This window comes from Enterobacter sp. R-25 (assembly GCF_049913205.1).
Lineage (GTDB): Bacteria > Pseudomonadota > Gammaproteobacteria > Enterobacterales > Enterobacteriaceae > Enterobacter > Enterobacter ludwigii.
Window position 1 is genome coordinate 1,844,224 of record NZ_CP183982.1, and the last position, 19,768, is coordinate 1,863,991.

General features: G+C 51.2%; 17 protein-coding genes. 9 read left to right on the forward strand and 8 right to left on the reverse strand.

Annotation, left to right across the window (positions count from 1 at the left end):
* The first annotated feature begins 54 nt into the window (after positions 1–54).
* The 5 genes from ACN9MQ_RS08800 (at position 55) to ACN9MQ_RS08820 (ending at position 7,887) form a co-directional block, all read left to right on the forward strand.
* The gene (locus ACN9MQ_RS08800) at positions 55–792 is read left to right on the forward strand and encodes a phage minor tail protein L (protein ID WP_016063063.1); all 738 of its coding nucleotides are present in this window, start codon (positions 55–57) and stop codon (positions 790–792) included.
* 2 nt (positions 793–794) lie between these two features.
* A complete protein-coding gene (locus tag ACN9MQ_RS08805) occupies positions 795–1,514 on the forward strand; it encodes a C40 family peptidase (protein ID WP_100166208.1) in 720 nt (239 codons plus the stop codon).
* Positions 1,507–2,124 carry a tail assembly protein gene (locus ACN9MQ_RS08810; RefSeq protein WP_100166207.1) on the forward strand — a complete coding sequence of 206 codons (618 nt, stop codon included), beginning with the start codon at positions 1,507–1,509 and terminating at the stop codon, positions 2,122–2,124. Before ACN9MQ_RS08805 ends, ACN9MQ_RS08810 begins: the two co-directional genes overlap by 8 nt.
* Positions 2,125–2,166: 42 nt before the next feature.
* The gene (locus ACN9MQ_RS08815) at positions 2,167–6,165 is read left to right on the forward strand and encodes a phage tail tip fiber protein (RefSeq protein ID WP_426262715.1); all 3,999 of its coding nucleotides are present in this window, start codon (positions 2,167–2,169) and stop codon (positions 6,163–6,165) included.
* A 426-nt stretch (positions 6,166–6,591) separates the two neighbouring features.
* On the forward strand, positions 6,592–7,887 hold the full coding sequence (locus ACN9MQ_RS08820; protein ID WP_426262716.1) for a tail fiber domain-containing protein: 1,296 nt from the start codon (positions 6,592–6,594) through the stop codon (positions 7,885–7,887).
* Here ACN9MQ_RS08820 and ACN9MQ_RS08825 read toward each other — a convergent pair.
* Complete coding sequence (locus ACN9MQ_RS08825; RefSeq protein WP_426262717.1) at positions 7,884–8,489, reverse strand: pyocin knob domain-containing S74 family peptidase; 606 nt, start codon at positions 8,487–8,489, stop codon at positions 7,884–7,886. The two genes, ACN9MQ_RS08820 and ACN9MQ_RS08825, sit on opposite strands and share 4 nt — an antisense overlap.
* Positions 8,490–8,619: 130 nt before the next feature.
* Between ACN9MQ_RS08825 and ACN9MQ_RS08830 the strand changes: the two genes are divergently transcribed.
* From ACN9MQ_RS08830 to ACN9MQ_RS08840, 3 genes are all read left to right on the forward strand, one after another.
* Complete coding sequence (locus ACN9MQ_RS08830) at positions 8,620–9,177, forward strand: recombinase family protein (protein WP_079231998.1); 558 nt, start codon at positions 8,620–8,622, stop codon at positions 9,175–9,177.
* A 172-nt stretch (positions 9,178–9,349) separates the two neighbouring features.
* Positions 9,350–9,769, forward strand: a complete 420-nt coding sequence (locus ACN9MQ_RS08835) for a translesion error-prone DNA polymerase V autoproteolytic subunit (RefSeq protein WP_041162658.1) — start codon at positions 9,350–9,352, stop codon at positions 9,767–9,769.
* A gap of 2 nt (positions 9,770–9,771) precedes the next feature.
* Positions 9,772–11,040: a Y-family DNA polymerase gene (locus tag ACN9MQ_RS08840; protein ID WP_426262718.1), complete on the forward strand. Its 1,269-nt coding sequence runs from the start codon at positions 9,772–9,774 to the stop codon at positions 11,038–11,040.
* Between the two features lie 50 nt (positions 11,041–11,090).
* Here the strand turns inward: ACN9MQ_RS08840 and ACN9MQ_RS08845 are convergent, their stop codons facing one another.
* The 7 genes from ACN9MQ_RS08845 to rluE all read right to left on the reverse strand — a co-directional run bounded on the left by ACN9MQ_RS08845 (position 11,091) and on the right by rluE (position 18,009).
* The gene (locus ACN9MQ_RS08845; RefSeq protein WP_079230981.1) at positions 11,091–12,404 is read right to left on the reverse strand and encodes a hypothetical protein; all 1,314 of its coding nucleotides are present in this window, start codon (positions 12,402–12,404) and stop codon (positions 11,091–11,093) included.
* A gap of 178 nt (positions 12,405–12,582) precedes the next feature.
* Positions 12,583–13,263 (reverse strand): SOS response-associated peptidase, encoded by a 681-nt coding sequence (locus ACN9MQ_RS08850; protein ID WP_426262719.1) that lies wholly within the window; start codon positions 13,261–13,263, stop codon positions 12,583–12,585.
* A gap of 409 nt (positions 13,264–13,672) precedes the next feature.
* On the reverse strand, positions 13,673–15,043 hold the full coding sequence (gene purB / locus ACN9MQ_RS08855) for an adenylosuccinate lyase (protein ID WP_047955424.1): 1,371 nt from the start codon (positions 15,041–15,043) through the stop codon (positions 13,673–13,675).
* Positions 15,044–15,062: 19 nt separating this feature from the next.
* Positions 15,063–15,692 (reverse strand): high frequency lysogenization protein HflD, encoded by a 630-nt coding sequence (gene hflD / locus ACN9MQ_RS08860; protein ID WP_014169611.1) that lies wholly within the window; start codon positions 15,690–15,692, stop codon positions 15,063–15,065.
* A 27-nt stretch (positions 15,693–15,719) separates the two neighbouring features.
* Positions 15,720–16,832, reverse strand: coding sequence for a tRNA 2-thiouridine(34) synthase MnmA (gene mnmA, locus ACN9MQ_RS08865; protein ID WP_032670452.1), 1,113 nt, complete (start codon positions 16,830–16,832; stop codon positions 15,720–15,722).
* A 40-nt stretch (positions 16,833–16,872) separates the two neighbouring features.
* Entirely contained in the window at positions 16,873–17,346 is a 474-nt protein-coding gene (locus tag ACN9MQ_RS08870) for an NUDIX hydrolase (protein WP_020884456.1), read from the reverse strand.
* 9 nt (positions 17,347–17,355) lie between these two features.
* A complete protein-coding gene (rluE, locus tag ACN9MQ_RS08875) occupies positions 17,356–18,009 on the reverse strand; it encodes a 23S rRNA pseudouridine(2457) synthase RluE (RefSeq protein WP_020884455.1) in 654 nt (217 codons plus the stop codon).
* A gap of 117 nt (positions 18,010–18,126) precedes the next feature.
* Here rluE and icd point away from each other — a divergent pair, with 117 nt between their 5' ends.
* On the forward strand, positions 18,127–19,377 hold the full coding sequence (gene icd / locus ACN9MQ_RS08880) for an NADP-dependent isocitrate dehydrogenase (protein ID WP_014169617.1): 1,251 nt from the start codon (positions 18,127–18,129) through the stop codon (positions 19,375–19,377).
* Positions 19,378–19,768 lie beyond the last annotated feature (391 nt).

Here is a 19,768-nt window from a genome sequence, read left to right on the forward strand (position 1 = left end):
TTCTCGAAAAACACTGAAAGCTGCCTCTGGGCGGCTTTTTTTTATGGGGGGAGTATGAGTTTTACGGCAGACATACAACAGCTTGAGCCCGGCAGCGTTATTCAGCTGATTGAGATCGACGGCACTGAATTCGGTATGGATCAGGTGCTGCGTTTTCATGCGCACAATATTCAGGAAGAGGGGTGGGCAGCCTTCGCCGCAGAAAATCTGCCCGCCATTATCTGGCAGGGAAACCAGTACGATCCCCATCCCTACGAACTTAAGGGGATGGAGTTATCGAGTACAGGTTCCCAGCCAACGCCCACGCTGTCCGTCGGGAACGTCGGAAACTATGTCACCGCGCTGTGTCTTGAATATGACGATATGGTCAGGGCTAAGGTCAAAATCCATACCACGCTTTCGAAGTATCTCGATGCCGCCAACTGGAAAAACGGTAATCCGGGTGCCAGCCCGGCCGATGAGCGCGTACAGCTCTTTTACGTCAATGCTAAAACCGCAGAGACGCGGGTACAGGTTGATTTCGAGCTGTGTTCTCCTTTCGATATTCAGAGCCTGCAGCTGCCGACACGGCAGATTACGCCTGTCTGCACCTGGTGTATGCGGGGCTGGTACCGAAGCGGGACCGGATGCGATTACAACGGCACGAAATACTTTACCAAAGACGGTACACCGACCGATGACCCGTCGAAAGATGTTTGTGGCGGCCGCCGGCAGGATTGTCAGGATCGTCACGGCCCGGACGCGCCGCTGCCGTTCGGCGGTTTTCCGGCTGCAAACCTGCAGGGGAAATAAAAATGCGTGAAAAATTGCTGGATGCTATCCGTCAGCACGTCGCTGCTGAATACCCCAAAGAAGCCTGCGGCCTGATTGTTCAGTCAGGCCAGCAACAAATCTTTATTCCCTGCCGCAACATTGCCGATAAACCCGAGGAGACATTCACGCTCTCCCCGGAAGACCAGCTCGCTGCCCGCGCGCGCGGTGAGATCATCATGCTCATTCATTCCCATCCGGATGTGGTCCGTCTGGTGCCCTCAGAGCTGGACCGGATCCAGTGCGACTGGTCGGGGATTGAGTGGGGGATCATGTCCTGGCCGGACGGGGATTTTTGTACGATTTCCCCGCGTGAAGACCGGGATTATGCCGGGCGGCAGTGGGTGCTGGGTTACGCCGACTGCTGGTCGCTTATCCGTGAATTTTATCTGCGCGAATACGGCATTGTTCTCGGCAATTATTCAGTACCTTACGAATGGTGGGAAAGCGGCGAGGAGCGGCTCTACGACGACAACTGGGAGCGTGAGGGATTTGTTGAGGTTGCCGCTGGTGCAATGCAGCCAGGGGACATCATCATGATGAGTGTGCAGGCATCCGTGACCAATCACGCCGCGGTATATGTGGGTGACAACAACATTCTCCATCATCTGTTCGGGCACCTTTCTTCGCGAACGCCTTATGGAAAATATTATCGCGACAGAACGGTCCGGGTGGTCAGGCATAAGGACAGAATGCATGGTTAAGACGCTTATTCTTGAAGGGAAAATGGCTAAAAAATTCGGTAAACGCGTTCAGTTTGATGTTGCCGACCTGCGCGAGATGCTCAGGGCCATGTGTTCACAGGTTCCCGGATTCAAAAAATATATGTCTGAAGCTCATATGAAGGGGATCCGTTTCGCCTTTTTTAACGGTGACAACAATATCGGGCTGGAAGAGTTTGATATGACCCGCGGTGGAAGCTTGTACCGGATCGTGCCCGTTTATGAGGGGGCCAAAAGTTCGGGCGTCCTCCAGATAGTTGTCGGTGCCGTTGCGCTGGTCGCTGCATTCTTTACCGCCGGTGCGAGTATGGCAGCCTGGGGGGCGGCGATGAGTGCAACAGCCATCAGCGCCACGTCAATTTTGACCGGGGTCGGGGTGTCCATGATGCTGGGCGGCGTTGTCCAGATGCTCACGCCCCAGCCATCCTTCGGCGCGGGTAAATCCTCCAGCACGGACAACACGCCTAACTACGCCTTCGGGGCGCCGGTTAATACCGTCGCTATGGGGCATCCTGTCCCCCTGGCCTACGGTCTGACTGAGGCAGGGGGAGCGATAGTCAGCGCCGGTATGTACTCGAGCGATCAGCAGTAGGCCAGTGGCCACTAACTTAAAGGTGCTTCGGCACCTTTTTTTATGGGTGAAAAAATGCAGCTTCTTAAACAAGAAACCATCCTGCGGGGTGCCAAAGGGGGAGGTGGCAGTTCACATACTCCGGTTGAGCAGCCTGACGATCTGCTGTCGGTCGCAAAATTAAAAATGCTCATTGCCGTTTCTGAGGGGGAAATACAGGGCGACCTGACCGCTCAGAACATTTTTCTCAACGATACGCCGCTGGCAAACGACAGCGGGGAATACAACTTCAGCGGCGTGAAATGGGAGTTCCGCAAGGGCACACAGGACCAGACCTATATTGCCGGGATGCCCCAGGTCGATAACGAGCTGGCGGTTGGCACAACTGTCACCACCACCGCGCCCTGGACACGCCAGTTTACCAACCTTTCCCTGGATGCCATCCGCATCAAGCTCAGCCTTCCGGTCCAGTATCTCTATAAAGATAACGGCGATATGGTGGGCACGGTCACCGAGTATGCGATCGATTTATCAACGGACGGCGGCGCCTGGAAAACGGTTGTAAACGGCAAGTTTGACGGAAAGACCACGACGGAATATCAGCGTGACCACCGTATCGATCTGCCAAAATCCACGTCCGGCTGGTCTGTCAGGGTCAGGCGTATTACGGCTGATGCCAGCGGATCAAATTCGAAACTGGTTAACGCCTTCAAGGTGTTTTCGTATGCGGAAGTCATCGACAGCAAGCTTCGTTATCCTTTAACAGCGCTCCTGTATGTCGAAGTGGACAGCAGCCAATTTAACGGCAGCGCGCCGAAAGTGACCTGTAAGATAAAAGGCAAGCTGATTAAGGTTCCGGATAATTACGATCCGAAAACCCGAACCTATTCTGGTTCATGGTCCGGCGGGTTCAAAATGGCATGGTCCAATAACCCTGCCTGGATCTTTTACGATCTGGTTCTGGATGAAATTTACGGCATGGGCACGCGCGTGGATGCGTCCATGGTGGATAAGTGGGCGCTGTATTCAATCGCCCAGTACTGTGACGAAATGGTTTCCGACGGGGCCGGTGGCACCGAACCGCGTTTCACCTGCAACGTTTTCATTCAGAGCCAGGAGGACGCCTGGCAGGTACTTAACGATCTCGCCGCGGTATTTCGTGGAATAACGTTCTGGGGCAACGATCAGATTTATGTCCAGGCAGACGTCCCGCAGGACGATGTTGACTGGGTTTATAACGTCTCAAACGTTATCGATGGGCTGTTTACTTATGCGGGCGGCTCATACAAGAATCGCTACAGCTCCTGCCTGGTGTCCTGGTCCGATCCGCAGAACCATTACAGCGATACCGTTGAGGGGGTTTACGATTCGGCACTTGTAGAACGTTACGACGTCCGGCAGACGTCCCTGACCGCAATCGGCTGCACCTCGCAAAGTGAAGCGCACCGACGCGGTCGCTGGGTATTGCTCTCCAATGCCAAAGACGGGACCGTATCGTTTGGCGTGGGGCTGGACGGTTATATCCCTTTGCCCGCTGAAATTATCGGTGTCGCCGATCCTTTCCGCTCTGGTAAGGAGAACGGGGGCCGCATAAGCGCGGCCAACGGCCGCCAGATTACCCTCGATCGAGAAATAGACTACGCGGCGAAAGACCGGCTGGTGGTTAACCTTCCCGACGGAAAAGCCCAGACGCGGACAATCAGCGCGGTGAGCGCCGATAAAAAAACGGTGACGGTGGCTACGGCATTCAGTCAGGTTCCTGTGGCGGGCGCTGTCTGGGCGATAGACAGTGACAACCTCGCAATACAGTACTTCAGGGTCACCTCAATCGCGGCTAACGACGACAGCACAGGCGGTTTCACTATTACGGCCGTTCAGCACGATCCAAACAAATATCGTTACATCGATGACGGCGTTCGGGTCGAGTCTCCCCCGATCACCGTCACGCCGATAAGCGTCCTGTCTGCTCCGAAGAATATCGTGGTGACTGAGAGCGATCATGTGTCTCAGGGGCTGACTGTAGCAAGCCTGGACGTGTCATGGGATAAGGTAGAGGGCGCAATCCGGTATGTTGCCCAGTGGCGTAAGGACAACGGGGACTGGATAAACGTTCCGGTTACCAGCGCGCAGGGTTTCTCGGTTCAGGGCATTTATTCGGGCAGCTATGACGTGCGCGTACGGGCGCTGAATGCGCAGGATACGTCGTCACCATGGGGATACGGTGAAACAACTTATCTCTCCGGTAAAACGGGAAAACCGGGTACTCCGCTCAACTTCCTGGCGACCGAAGATGTGGTCTGGCATATCGACCTGACCTGGAAATTTCCGGATGGCTCAGGCGACACGGCCTATACAGAGATTCAGCGCGCCACAACTGCCGACTACGCCAATCCTGAACTGCTGGTCCTGGTGCCGTACCCGGCTGCAGATTATCAGCATGGCCCCATGCCGGCCGGCGTTCGCCAGTGGTACCGCGCGCGCCTGATTGACCGTATCGGCAACGCCGGGGACTGGACCGACTGGGTCATGGGCACGTCCTCGATAGATGTCAGCGAAATAACCAATGACATTCTGGAGGATATGAAAGAGTCGGAAACGTTCAAGGACCTAATCGAGAACGCGGTGGACAGCAATGAAAAAATTGCTGGCATGGCTGACGACATCAAACAGGCCAATGATGAACTTGAGCAGCATGCGAAGGATATCGCCAAAAACGCCCAGGACGTCGGGAAGGTTCAGAGCAGCGTTAATGAGCTCTCCAGCACGGTCGGAGATGTATCGTCTTCTCTCTCGGAGCTTGAGCAGACCGTGGCGACGGCTGATACCGCGCTGGGCCAGCGCATAGATAACATCAGTGTATCCATGGACGGCATGACGGGCGGGGTGAAAAACTCGGCAATCGCTATTATCCAGAACGGGCTGGCGCAGGTCGCCACACGCAAAAGGCTATCCGCAACGGTCGCCGGTAACAGCGCGCAGCTGGACCGCATTGATGAGGTGATCGTTAACGAGAAGGAGGCAACGGCGCGTGCTCTGCTTAGTCTGCAGACGGACGTCAACGGCAACAAAGCATCCATTAATAGCCTGAATCAGACGTTTTCGGATTACCAGCAGGCTATGGCCACGCAGGTAAACAGCATCACGGCGACCGTCAATGGACACACTTCTGCGATCACCACCAACGCTGAGGCCATTGCGAACGTTAACGGCGACCTGAAAGCTATGTACAGCATCAAAGTCGGGTTATCCAGTAACGGTCAGTATTACGTAGCAGGGATGGGGATTGGGGTTGAGAATACCCCTGGTGGCATGCAGTCGCAGGTTGTTTTTCTGGCTGACCGTTTTGCTGTGACCCAGTACGCCGGAGCCACGGTTACGCTTCCGTTTGTTATTCAGAACGGGCAGACCATCATCCGGGAAACGCTCATTGGTGACGGGACAATCGGCAACCTCAAACTCGGCAACTACATCCAGTCGACAACCTGGGATGGAACCGGAAACGTTGGCTGGCACATAAACAAATCCGGTTATGCCGTGTTCAATAATGTCACCGTGCGTGGAACGGTTTACGCCACGAACGGGGAGTTTACCGGGAAAGTGACGGCAACCAGTGGTTCATTCAGGGGGACAGTGGAGGCTGAGAATTTTGTCGGTGATGTGGTTAACGCAGGTGTCGGTCTGGATAAATCCAAATCCGGCTCAGGAGGTGTAACGACCAATCTGACTTATACGGATACAACCGGAACCAGCAAGCCCAAGACAGTAATTGTATCAGCGGTTGTATTGATATATGGCGTATCTGGCGACGATGCCACTGCGCGGATATCAGTGACCATCGACGGAACCACAAAGGATTATCAGTGGGTAACCTGTTCAACCCGAAATACAACCAACGCTGTCGCGGTCCCGGTGATTTTTGCGAAAAGCGGTATTACGAAACAGGTAGTGACTGCATCAATAAGCGTAAATGATATGTCGGGAGGAACTAACGCATCGAAGAAAGAGATTCTATCGCCGGTGTTGCAGATTGCACGTGGTTCAGGTTCATTTTCCTCGTCATAAAAATAAAGCCCCTGATGGGGCTTTATTTATTTTACTTGAATGGTGCTTTAATTTTTTGGGCCGGGAGTTCTCTGTCTTTGTAAGAGACGCCACTAGTACATGGCTTTACGTGTGAGACATTATCGTAAGACGTGACAGTGGATGTATTCGCGTTAACACAGGCGTCAATCTGGCGTTTCTGTGCTGTTCCACCATCGCCATAACCAGGATTGGATGTGTGTCCCGCATCTGAAGCTACAGACAGTGATGATATTGACATTAACGTCACGCCTATAAGCATCGATAAATAGTTCTTTTTCATTTTTACATTCCATTAATTAGTAGAATGCACATATTCACAAATAAACATTAATTATTCAGATCGTTTGTGCGAATCAATATTTAGTTATTGATCGTTTATAGCGATCAATTAATTAAGAGGTACCTATGCTTTATAATACTGGCACTATCGCTATTAACGGAAATACCGCAACCGGCACTGGCACAAACTGGACGGCACCGGCCAGCCAGGTTCGCGCTGGCCAGACGATTATCGTCATGTCTAACCCGGTCCAGCTGTTCCAGATTTCATCAGTGAACAGCGCCACGTCAATGACAGTTACGCCAGCTGCTTCCCCGGCATTGAGCGGCCAGAAGTACGGCATTCTGGTATCAGACAATATCTCTGTCGATGGCCTGGCGCAGGCGATGTCACAGCTCATCAACGACTATGACGAGAACATCGGTGCGTGGGAGACGTTCGCCACCACATCGGCAAATCAGAACATCACCGTAACCATCAACGGTACCGCCGTAACGATCCCCGGCATCGGTAAACTGGCGCAGAAAGGGAGCAACGGTGCGCTTGCTATTGCTGATGGCGGCACCGGAGCAACGAAGGCGGAAGACGCTCGCACAAACCTCGGTTTGGGAGATAGCGTCACAGCCAACTTCGGAAGCCTCGAAATTGGAGCGAAAAAAGCCTCTTCAGCAAGCTTTATTGATTTCCATTTTTTGGGCACGAATGACTATGACGCTCGCATTCTGTGTGGTGGTAATTCTACTGGTGCTATTGGCAAGGGAGACTTTACATTTTACGCCGGGAAATACGTGTTTATCGGTGATAGTTTCGAGTTTCGTAACCCCATCAACTGCCAGAACGGCATCTCCGCTGATGGCTCAATCAGAGCAACCACAGCATCAAACATTTGGGCTTCCAGCGATACTCAAAACGCCCATGTGTGGTTTTATGGAGCCAGTGGGAATGCATCGCGCGGGGTAATCTATGCTGGCAGGGATGGCTCTATGCGAATCAGGCCGGACAATAATGATAATGGCGGGGTGAATGGCTATAGCTTCGCATTTGGAGCTGATGGCAGATTTACCTGTGTCACGATGAACCAGACCTCAGATGAGCGAGTGAAATTCGATAAAGAGTCCGTCAGTGAGGCTCTGGAGAAGATTTGTTCCCTGACGGGCTACACATTCGGCATTCAGCTCACTGAATCAGAGTCGGTACGTAGCGCAGGCATCATCGCCCAGGAACTGGAGCAGGTTCTGCCGGTTGCGGTGAGTTCTGGCGGCACCGGCACAACTCCGGAAGGCAAAGAGATTAATGACCTCAAAACCGTAGACTACAGCGCAATGAGCGCCCTATACGTTGAGGCAATCAAAGAATTAACTAACCGGTTAAAAAATGTTGAGAGCGAACTTGCTGCGCTACGGGACCGCTCAAATGCTTAATTTTCTGTCTTATCTTCTAAAGCCCTTACGCGGATTATCAGGGCTTTTATAGCGGCCAGCGCATCGAGCAACAGGGGCGTCTGGTCAAGGTGTAATATGCCGCCAATTTCTTTGACATATTCAGGATCGATTGTCTCAATTTGCTGTGATATCACTCCGCGACGCGGGGTTTGCGTTTCATCATCTTTGAAGGTGAAGTGTTTGAACTCCATCCGTGAAATGTTGCCCAGCGCCTCTTCTGGATCGAGGTCGTAACCAATATTTTTCATAAATTTGTCAGAAACTGCAGACGTCATTATCTCCTTCCATGGGCTCCATGCATCAGTGTTGTAACCCCTGAAAAAAAACCTTCCCGCATCAGTTTTGCTGGCATACGGCAAGCAGAACTGCGTCAAGGCTGCATCAGAAATACGAACATAATTTTGAACATACCCATACCAATTGGTGATTGGCCCTGAAGTTGATTTCGCCATATCTAACAACAAACGATAAGTACCGGGCTCAGTTAAGCTATTGAAGTTTGTCCCCTCAGGAGCAACTGCCATATCTGTTTTAAAGGCCCTGGCATCACCAGTTGGCAACCCGAATGCCCCCACCTGCATGACATTCCCGGCTGCTGTTCCTGCATCCAGCGTGGCGCTACTTCCTAAACCGACGTTTTATAGATTGCTCTTGAGCGGCCTGGCCGATAACTTCACCTGATTTTTTTGCAGGAATGAGTGGGTGAAAAATATGCAAATCGGCTATGTAAGGGTGTCAACAAATGACCAAAATACGGATCTCCAGCGACAAGCTCTCGAACGTGCAGGATGTGAACAGATTTTCGAAGAAAAAATGAGCGGAACAGTGGCGAACCGGCCAGAACTGAAAAAGCTTCTGCGAACGCTGGGTGAGGGCGACACGCTGGTTGTTTGGAAGCTGGATCGCCTTGGGCGCAGCATGCGTAATCTGGTTCTGCTGGTGGACGAGCTTCGGCAGCGCGGTATCCACTTTAAGAGCCTCACGGACAGTATCGATACATCCAGCCCGATGGGGCGCTTCATCTTTCATATCATGTCAGCCCTGGCGGAAATGGAGAGGGAGTTGATTGTTGAGCGCACCCGGGCAGGTCTGGCTGCAGCACGTGAGAAAGGGCGAATCGGCGGCAGGCGTCCGAAGCTTGCGCAAGAACAATGGGACCAGGCGGGCCGACTGATTGCAAACGGCATGGACAGGAAGCAGGTAGCGATAATTTATGACGTTGCCGTATGCACGCTTTATAAAAAATTTCCCGCTTCAAAGTCGGCTTAAATCTGCTCACATAGAATTGCGGCCTTAAAATTTACAAAACTCATAATCCGAAGCGACATAGAAACTTAGAAACGAAACGGCGAAGCTTTAATCAGCCATGACAGACCCTGTGTCTTGCGTGCATACTCAAATAAAACTACTGTATATAAAAACAGTGTTTGAGGTGTGCATTATGGAGTTCATCAGGCCTACAGAACTGCGAGAAATTATTGCTCTCCCGCTTTTCAGTGACTTAGTACAGTGTGGTTTCCCAAGCCCAGCGGCTGATTACGTTGAACAGCGTATCGATCTCAATGAGTTACTGGTTTCCCACCCTAGCTCGACATATTTCGTTAAGGCGGCCGGCGACTCAATGATCGAAGCCGGGATTAGCGACGGCGATCTGCTGGTGGTGGACAGCTCCAGGACTGCTGAGCATGGTGACATTGTCATCGCCGCTGTGGAAGGGGAGTTCACTGTTAAACGTCTGCAACTGCGCCCGACCGTACAACTCAATCCTATGAACAGCGCCTACAGTCCAATTGTTGTTGGCAGTGAAGACACGCTGGACGTGTTTGGCGTTGTTACTTTCATCGTTAAATCTGCGAGCTGAATATGTTTGCCCTCTGTGATGTGAATTCGTTCTACGCATCATGCGAGACTGTATTCAGGCCGGACCTGAGAGGGAGGCCGGTTGTCGTTCTCTCAAATAACGATGGCTGTGTAATCGCACGCAGCGCAGAAGCGAAAGCGGTCGGAATCACAATGGGGGAGCCATTCTTCAAGCAAAAGGAGCTCTTCCGGCGCGCTGGCGTTGTTTGCTTCAGCAGCAATTACGAGTTTTACGCTGACATGTCGAACCGGGTAATGACGACACTGGAAGAAATGAGCCCCCGCGTCGAAATTTACAGTATCGATGAAGCTTTTTGTGATCTTACTGGAGTGAGAAACTGCCGGGACCTGACCGAGTTCGGCAAGGAGATCCGCGCTACGGTTCTGAAGCGGACGCATCTCACCGTCGGGGTTGGCATTGCTCAGACCAAAACACTGGCAAAGCTGGCAAACCACGCCGCTAAGAAATGGCAGCGCCAGACTGGCGGGGTGGTTGATTTGTCCAATATCGATCGCCAGCGCCGACTCCTTGCCCTAGTACCCGTTGAGGACGTATGGGGCGTCGGCAGGCGCATCAGCAAGAAGCTTAACGCTATGGGCATTAAAACGGCTTTGGATCTCTCAGAACAAAGCACATGGATTATTCGCAAACATTTCAATGTTGTGCTGGAGCGAACCGTTCGTGAGTTGCGCGGCGAGCCTTGTCTTGAGCTGGAAGAGTTTGCGCCGGCAAAGCAGGAAATCGTCTGCAGTCGGTCATTTGGCGAACGCGTCACCGAGTACGAACAGATGCGCCAGGCTATCTGCAGTTATGCAGCGCGTGGCGCCGAAAAACTTCGCGGCGAGCACCAGTATTGCCGCTTTATTTCTGCATTCGTGAAAACCTCTCCCTTTGCACTTAACGAGCCATACTACGGTAACAGTGCATCAATTAAGCTTCTTACTCCTACTCAGGATTCCCGCGACATTATCAACGCCGCGGTAAAGTGCCTGGACAAAATCTGGAAGGATGGTCACAGGTACCAGAAAGCCGGAATTATGCTGGGTGACTTCTTCAGCCAGGGAGTGGCCCAGCTCAACTTATTCGATGAGAATGCGGCGCGGGCCGGTAGCGAAAGGTTGATGGAAGTGCTCGATCACCTGAACGCGAAAGACGGAAAAGGAACGCTCTACTTTGCCGGGCAGGGCATTCAGCAGCAGTGGCAGATGAAGCGTGAGATGCTTTCTCCGCGGTACACTACAAGGTTTTCAGATCTCATTAGGGTTCGATGACCTTCATTGAACCCTTCGACTGATCTCAGTCTTAGCAGGGGGTAAATAAACTATTCAAAATCATCCAATGTACCGTTTATTATGCCTTCTTCGATATCACCAAGACCGAATTTTCCAACTAAGACATCACATTGCATAGTTATTGAAACACTCATAGTCCGCCCTGGAACTCCAGCTTCGTTACGATATTCGCCACTTGCAACAGCTGATAATTCTGCTTGGAAACCTTCATTGAAATTATAACTCTCCAAGTTTACATCTTCGACAGTCTCAAAAATTGTATTCGACATCGCAATGGCACCTGAAACACCCTCTCCATCGAAAATATTAAATGGCTGCCTTTCAAACTCATCCTTACACTCTTCAGCAAGCAGGTCACCAGAAATAAGTTTAAATGGTATTCCGTCGAATAAACTCTCGAGATGTTCAAAAACATAATCAGCCGTGAAATCTTCATTGTCAGAATTCTCTTCTTCAACTATTAGTTCGAGCCTCTTTGCCAATTCATCATCAATATAAACATACTTTACTTTTCCTAAAGTTTCATTGTTGAAATTCTTGTCATTCAATAAGGATTCGAAATCTTCATAACCAAATAGAGATGCGACAATTAAGCTTAAAGCATTAAGGGAAATGCATATATTATCCTGCCTTAAGCTTTTATCAATTTCTCGTATAAGGTAATACGCAGATGGGAATCTGTTCGATGCATGTGTAGCCCTTGCTTTGGCACTGTCGTTTTCAAATCTCAATCTTTCTAAATCTGTTTGCTTTCTTTTTTTCTCCAAATCAAGTTTTGATATGTTCTCTTTATTTTGTGCTTCTTGTGTTAATGCTTCCTGTTCTTTTAGTTTGGATTTTGCCTCCAAGGCTTTTTGTTCTAATCGAGAGGAACGCTCCTTCAAATGACTAAGTATAATATCTTTTTTATTTATATCTTGCTGAACTAATTGTTCTAAGAATTGTTTGTTAGGATTGGACTTTAATTTCTCTTTGTTTAGGTTTTTTTGATGGTTTATTTTAATTAACTCGATATCGACTGCTTGCTTATGAAGACTTTCATTTGCCCAGTGTTGTAGGAAGTTAATAATGAATGAAAACCATGGGAAAAGGAACAAGTAAAATGCAGCAATTGTGAATGGAATTAGGAAAAGTTTATTCCATCCTAAAATTGGTGTGTCAGATAAATAACTATAAAAAACATCGATTCGCTCTGAAACTTTACCATCCCCCCAAAAGAGTAGAGATAGTTCTTTCCAATTACAAATTATCCATGAGCAAAAAAAAGTACCAATAAATGGATCATTTACTTTAGTCTTAGCATTTCCTGCTATTGATGTAAATATATCGTCTAAAAATTTCATTTTTCCAAGTGAGAGTGAGTGAACATGAATATTAATTTACCAGAAAAACATCAACATAAAAACATTTCTCTCACACAAATCTCATTCTCCCTCTAACTTTCCGTTTTAGACAGCTCAAAAGAATTTTACCTTAATGTCTGTTCATCTATTGTACGGCAAAAGCCTGTTGTCACAGAAACTAGTTGTCTGCAGAAACATCCTGGATCAATTTTATTCCTTGATTCTTAACATTCCCAACGGCTCGTGACACAGCATGCCAAATAAACTTGTCAGTGGGAACAGCTCCATCCGCAGTAATCTCTTCAGCTTCTTTCCCGCCTATATCCTGGCGCATCCATTCGCGTGCTGCTTCCGGCGACAAAACCAATGGCCTGCGGTCGTGAATATCGACCAGGCCTTTATCAGCTGCTGAGGTCACTATCAGAAAGCCTTCCGCTTCATCACCTCTTTCAAATGGCGTGCTGCCTATCGCTGCCATGAATATAGGCTGGCCATCAGCCCTATGAATGAAGTAGGGCTGTTTCTTATCATCTTCTTTTTTCCACTCAAACCATCCATCCGCAAAACAGATCGCCCGGCCATGCTGCCAGAGTGGTTTGAACATTCTGCTTGTGGCCGCCGTTTCGACTCGAGCGTTAATCAGTGGCGGTTTATCCCACCACCCAGGCGCGTAACCCCAGAAAACAGGATCGAGATGTAGTTGCTCATCGCGTTCGCTCAGCAGAAGGACTTTGGTTCCGGGCGCCACATTGTAACGTCCAATTGGCTCAGGGTCGTATGCAATGTCGCGATCGGCTTCATCGGCCAGGTAGGCCAGATATTCTTCACGGGTTTGGGCTTGTGCAAAACGTCCACACATAGAAACCTCCAGTCGGATGTCAGACTGAAAGTATAGGGCAGGGAGAAAAAGCAGCGCGCTGTTTAAGTCTTACAAACGGATTCGTGTCGATTATGGTGATCGGGAAGAGGCGCGTGAAGCGTTACGTTTTGAAACTGGAAGGAGCTACGCAAAAGCGTGAATTTTGGGGGCAAATTTGGGGGCAAAATCGTGCTGGGGGCATGATTTGGGGCGATGAAATGACCATTAATGTCCGATAATGTCCGCGATGTAATTGATGTAAGTTACTGATTATTAACTAAGTAATTGTTTTGGCGATAGTTGTGTTTTTTGCCATGCAGTCTAACGCTGATTATGTTGTTGTGGGGATAAACATTAAGTAAACCGGGGAAAAGCAGCCCCCTTTCCAGGCGGAAAGGGGGAAGGGAGGTTACTTCAGCTCGTCAACCATGGTGATGGCACGGCCGATATAGTTTGCCGGGGTCATCGCTTTCAGGCGGGTTTTCTCGTCTTCCGGCAGTTCCAGACTGTCGATAAACTGTTTCATGCCTTCGGCGTCTACGCGTTTGCCGCGCGTCAGCTCTTTCAGTTTCTCGTACGGTTTTTCAATGCCATAACGACGCATGACGGTCTGAATGGGTTCTGCCAGCACTTCCCAGTTGTGATCCAGCTCGTCCAGCAGACGGTCGCGGTTCACTTCCAGTTTGCTTACACCTTTCAGGGTGGACTGATACGCGATCAGCGCGTAGCCAATACCCACGCCCAGGTTACGCAGCACGGTGGAGTCAGTCAGGTCGCGCTGCCAGCGGGAAACCGGCAGTTTGCTCGCCATGTGCTGCAGCACCGCATTCGCCAGACCCAGGTTGCCTTCGGAGTTTTCGAAGTCGATTGGGTTGACTTTGTGCGGCATGGTTGAGGAGCCAATTTCACCGGCGATGGTCTTCTGTTTGAAGTGGTTCAGCGCGATGTAACCCCACACGTCACGATCGAAATCGATCAGAATGGTGTTGAAGCGAGCGATACAGTCAAACAGTTCCGCGATATAGTCGTGCGGCTCAATCTGGGTGGTGTACGGGTTCCACTGAATGCCCAGAGAGGTCACGAACGCTTCGCTGAACTGATGCCAGTCCACTTCCGGGTAGGCGGCGATGTGGGCGTTGTAGTTACCTACCGCACCGTTGATTTTACCCAGAATCTCGACCTGCTCCAGCTGACGATACTGACGTTCCATACGGTACGCCACGTTTGCCATCTCTTTACCCATCGTGGAGGGAGTGGCCGGCTGACCGTGGGTTCGGGACAGCAGCGGAATATCACGATATTCGACAGACAGTGCTTTTACCGCGTCGATGATTTTACGCCAGTAAGGCAGCACCACTTCTTTACGCGCGGTGGAGAGCATCAGCGCATGAGACAGATTATTAATGTCTTCTGAGGTACAGGCGAAGTGAATGAATTCAGACACGGCATGCAGAGCAGGCACGCTTGCCACTTTCTCTTTCAGGAAATACTCAACCGCTTTTACGTCATGGTTGGTGGTGCGCTCAATAGTTTTAATGCGCGCAGCATCGTCTTCGTTGAAGTCAGCAACGATTTTATCGAGGTAATCGTTTGCCTGGGCGTCAAAAGCAGGAACTTCCTTGATTGCTGCCTGGGCGGCCAGCTTTTGCAGCCAGCGTACTTCAACCTGAACACGGAACTTCAGCAAACCATATTCGCTGAAGATCCCGCGCAGCGCGCTGACTTTATCGCCGTAGCGTCCATCTACAGGGGATACGGCGGTCAGTGAGGATAATTCCATAATTCGCAACTCCGGGAGGTTAACAATGAGCAAGAATTTGTTTTGCCTGAGTCGTCAGGCGATTACGAGAAAACATTAACTGCAGGCGGCCACCGCCAACCTGATGCCACAGCACGGCGGCACGAATACCCGCCAGCAGGGAGGCGCGGACTTTTGCCTGAACCTGCGGGCTTTGCAGCACGGCAGGAGAGCCGGTGACCTGAATACGTGGGCCCAGCGGGCTGATGACGTCAACATAAATGCCGGCCATGGCACTGAGCAGCGTTTCGGACTGCAGATCAAAATGGTCGAGCTGGCGCTGCAGCCCGGCAATGCGGTCACCGAGCGTATCAAGCGCACCTTTGGCCGCACTGAGCTTACGCTCCAGTACCATCAGGCTTAACGTGTAGCGGGTCAGCTCCGCGTTCAACCCCTGACGGCTACTGGCGTTAAGCACGCCAAGCAAAGTTTCAAGACCGAGACGAAGATTGGTTTCACTCCCACCGAAGACACCCAGAGTCGAACCGGGGTTGAGGTCGATAACGCTGTTGAGTGAAACGTGCAGCGCGTCAGCATCGCAATGACCCTGATGCGCCAGCTGTTGCACCAGACGGGCAGACTGGCAAATTCCAGCCAGTGCCAGGGTGATGTCATAATAGTTCTTCGCCACACGTTCTCCTTTATGTGTGCAATCGTGTTAAACGGCCGGCAGCGGCAGGCGCTGTTCAATGATCCCGCCGCCCAGACAGATTTCGCCGCTGTAGAATACGGCGGACTGGCCTGGGGTGACCGCCGCAACCGGCTCGTCGAAACGCACATCAATGCGTTCATCATCCAGCGCGGTGACGGTACAAGGGATATCGGTCTGGCGATAGCGTGTTTTTACCGTACAGCGCAGCGTACCCTTCAGCGGCTCACGATCGACCCAGTGCAGCTGTTGTGCGATGAGGCCGACGGACATCAGACGCGGATGGTCGTGGCCCTGAGCAACAACCAGAATATTGTTTTCGACATCTTTATCTACGACATACCACGGATCTTCGCTGCCTTCTTTGGTGCCGCCAATACCCAGCCCTTTACGCTGGCCCAGCGTGTGGTACATCAGCCCCTGATGTTGACCAATCTCATCACCGTCGACGGTAACGATTTTGCCCGGCTGTGCCGGCAGGTAACGACCAAGGAAGTCGCGGAATTTACGCTCGCCGATAAAACAGATACCGGTAGAGTCTTTTTTCTTAGCAGTGATCAGATCCAGCTCTTCGGCGATTTTACGCACCTGCGGCTTTTCAAGCTCGCCTACCGGGAACAGGCTTTGCGCAATCTGTTCGTGGCTGAGTGTATAAAGGAAGTAGCTTTGATCTTTGTTGCCATCCAGACCGCGCAGCAGCTGGCTTTTGCCATTCACATCGGCACGACGCACGTAGTGCCCGGTCGCAATATAGTCTGCGCCCAGATCTTCTGCGGCGAATTCCAGGAAGGCTTTAAATTTGATCTCTTTGTTGCACAGAATGTCCGGGTTCGGGGTACGACCGGCTTTGTACTCTTCCAGGAAAAGCTCGAAGACGTTGTCCCAGTATTCTGCGGCAAAGTTAACGGTGTGCAGTTCAATGCCCAGCTTATCGCACACCGCCTGCGCATCGGCGAGATCCGCAGCAGCAGTGCAATATTCCTCGCCATCATCTTCCTCCCAGTTCTTCATGAACAGGCCCTCCACCTTATAGCCCTGTTGTTGCAACAGGTAGGCGGAAACGGAGGAATCGACACCGCCGGACATGCCGACGATCACTTTTTTCTGGCTGTTATCTGACATGGAATACTCACGACATTGAACTTCAAGGCGGCGTATTCTATCACGCCCCCCCACCATTGGCACCCTCTGTAAACGGCCAGTTAAATTCTCCAATCACCTCAAGCGGCAGGCGACCAGCAGACTGCCAGCAGCGGATACTCTCGGCAACCAGCGGCGAGCGCAGGTTTGGCGCGTTCAGGATCTCTTCGGCAGTGACCCACAGGCAGCGATCGATATCATCGTCCTGCGGCTCTGTGGCGCACGTTTCGCTAAGCTCGACGGCAAATAAAAAGCGCAGGAACGGGGTGTGATCAGGGGCAATCCACTGGTGCATACGGATGAAGTGCTGCGGCTCCGCGTGGATACCGGTCTCTTCCCACAGTTCGCGTTTAGCGGCCTGCAGTAAGGTTTCATTGGCTTCTAGGTGCCCGGCAGGCTGGTTCCACAGCGCCTTGCCGTTAATACTCTCTTCTACGACCAGAAACTTACCCTGCGCGTGAACCACGCAGGCGACCGTGACATGCGGTTTAAACATAGTGACTCCTTAAGGGGTAACGTCCCGCCATTCACCGTTTGCCAGTGAATCCAGGGTGAAGTTGCCCATGGCGTAGCGAATAAGTCGCAGGGTAGGGAAGCCCACGTGTGCGGTCATCCGGCGAACCTGGCGATTACGGCCTTCATAAAGGGTGATCTTGAGCCAGCTCGTCGGGATGGATTTGCGCTCGCGGATAGGCGGCGTGCGTGGCCACAGCCATTCCGGCTCGCTGACGAGCTCAATACCTGCAGGCAAGGTAGGACCATCGTTTAACGTCACGCCGCGGCGTAATGTCGCCAGCGTCTCATCATCCGGTTCACCTTCAACCTGGACGAAGTAAATCTTTCCCGTGCGTTTGCCCGGCTGAGTGAGCCTGGCCTGTAAGGCACCATCGTTGGTTAAGACCAGAAGTCCTTCGCTATCCCGGTCCAGACGGCCAGCGGCGTAGACGCCCTGAACAGGAATGTAATCCTTCAGCGTGCTGCGTCCGGCTTCGTCAGTAAACTGCGGCAAAACATCGTAGGGTTTATTGAACAAAATCACCCGCTTTGGCTGGGATTCTTGTGGTCTTCTGGCGGCTTGTCGTGAGCTGAATCGCTCAACCCGGTGTTTTGTAAAAGAAGTTTTCTTCATGGTATTTTCAGACGTTATCAATTGCCGCATTATAGCCTATTAACGAAGACCTTTCATGGCGTCGGACAATCAGGTACTATCGAAGGGCTCATTACAATTTATTAACATAAGATCAGTAACAACCAGAAGCGCTCGAAGGAGAGGTTAATGGAAAGCAAAGTAGTTGTTCCGGCGGAAGGTAAAAAGATCACCCTGCAAAACGGCAAGATTAACGTTCCTCACAATCCGATTATCCCGTTCATCGAAGGTGACGGTATCGGTGTAGACGTTACCCCGGCAATGCTGAAAGTGGTTGATGCCGCTGTTGAGAAAGCCTACAAAGGCGAGCGTAAAATTTCCTGGATGGAAATTTACACCGGTGAAAAATCTACTCAAGTTTATGGCCAGGACGTTTGGCTGCCAGCTGAAACGCTGGACCTGATCCGCGACTACCGCGTTGCTATTAAAGGCCCTCTGACAACTCCAGTCGGTGGCGGTATTCGTTCCCTGAACGTTGCGCTGCGTCAGGAGCTGGATCTGTACGTGTGTCTGCGTCCGGTTCGTTACTATCAGGGCACCCCAAGCCCGGTTAAGCACCCTGAACTGACCGACATGGTTATCTTCCGCGAAAACTCAGAAGACATCTACGCGGGCATCGAGTGGAAAGCAGACTCTGCTGACGCAGAGAAAGTGATTAAATTCCTGCGCGAAGAGATGGGCGTGAAGAAAATTCGCTTCCCTGAACATTGCGGTATCGGTATCAAGCCTTGCTCCGAAGAAGGGACTAAACGTCTGGTGCGTGCGGCTATTGAATACGCGATCACCAACGACCGTGACTCTGTGACGCTGGTTCACAAAGGCAACATCATGAAGTTCACCGAAGGCGCATTCAAAGACTGGGGCTACCAGCTGGCGATGGAAGAGTTCGGTGGTGAGCTGATTGACGGTGGTCCATGGCAGAAGATCAAGAACCCGAACACCGGCAAAGAGATCATCATTAAAGATGTGATCGCCGATGCGTTCCTGCAGCAGATCCTGCTGCGTCCTGCTGAATATGACGTTATCGCCTGTATGAACCTGAACGGTGACTACATCTCCGACGCCCTGGCGGCGCAGGTTGGCGGTATTGGTATCGCCCCTGGTGCGAACATCGGTGACGAGTGCGCACTGTTCGAAGCGACCCACGGTACGGCACCAAAATATGCCGGCCAGGATAAAGTGAACCCAGGTTCTATCATCCTGTCTGCAGAAATGATGCTGCGTCATATGGAATGGTTCGAAGCCGCAGACCTGATCGTTAAAGGTATGGAAGGCGCGATTAACGCCAAAACCGTAACGTACGATTTCGAACGTCTGATGGAAGGCGCTAAGCTGCTGAAATGTTCAGAGTTTGGCGACGCGATTATCGCGAACATGTAATCCAGAGTCTGGGTTAAACAAGAACGGGAGCCGATGGGGTCCCGTTTTTTATTATCCTATTTCGTAAGGTTATCAAAACCCTCACTTAAATAGCATTTACCGTCCACGCTTTACCGGGCCATCATGCGCTTTCGCCGTCTGATTCGGCGATGTATACCCCAAAATTTCTTGAATATCTTAATTCCACGTCTCACTAAATTCATTGTTATGGTGTCCGGCCTCACCCGGTACCGCGCTCATGAATGCCTGATCTGACTTATCGGGTACGACGCGATTACGGTGAAACTCTCATTAATTCTCTTGTCAGCATAACTTTCTGGTGTGCGGAATATCACTCGTATTACGGGAGATAGCACAACGTGAATTAGCATCATTTTAAGCAGGCGGCTGA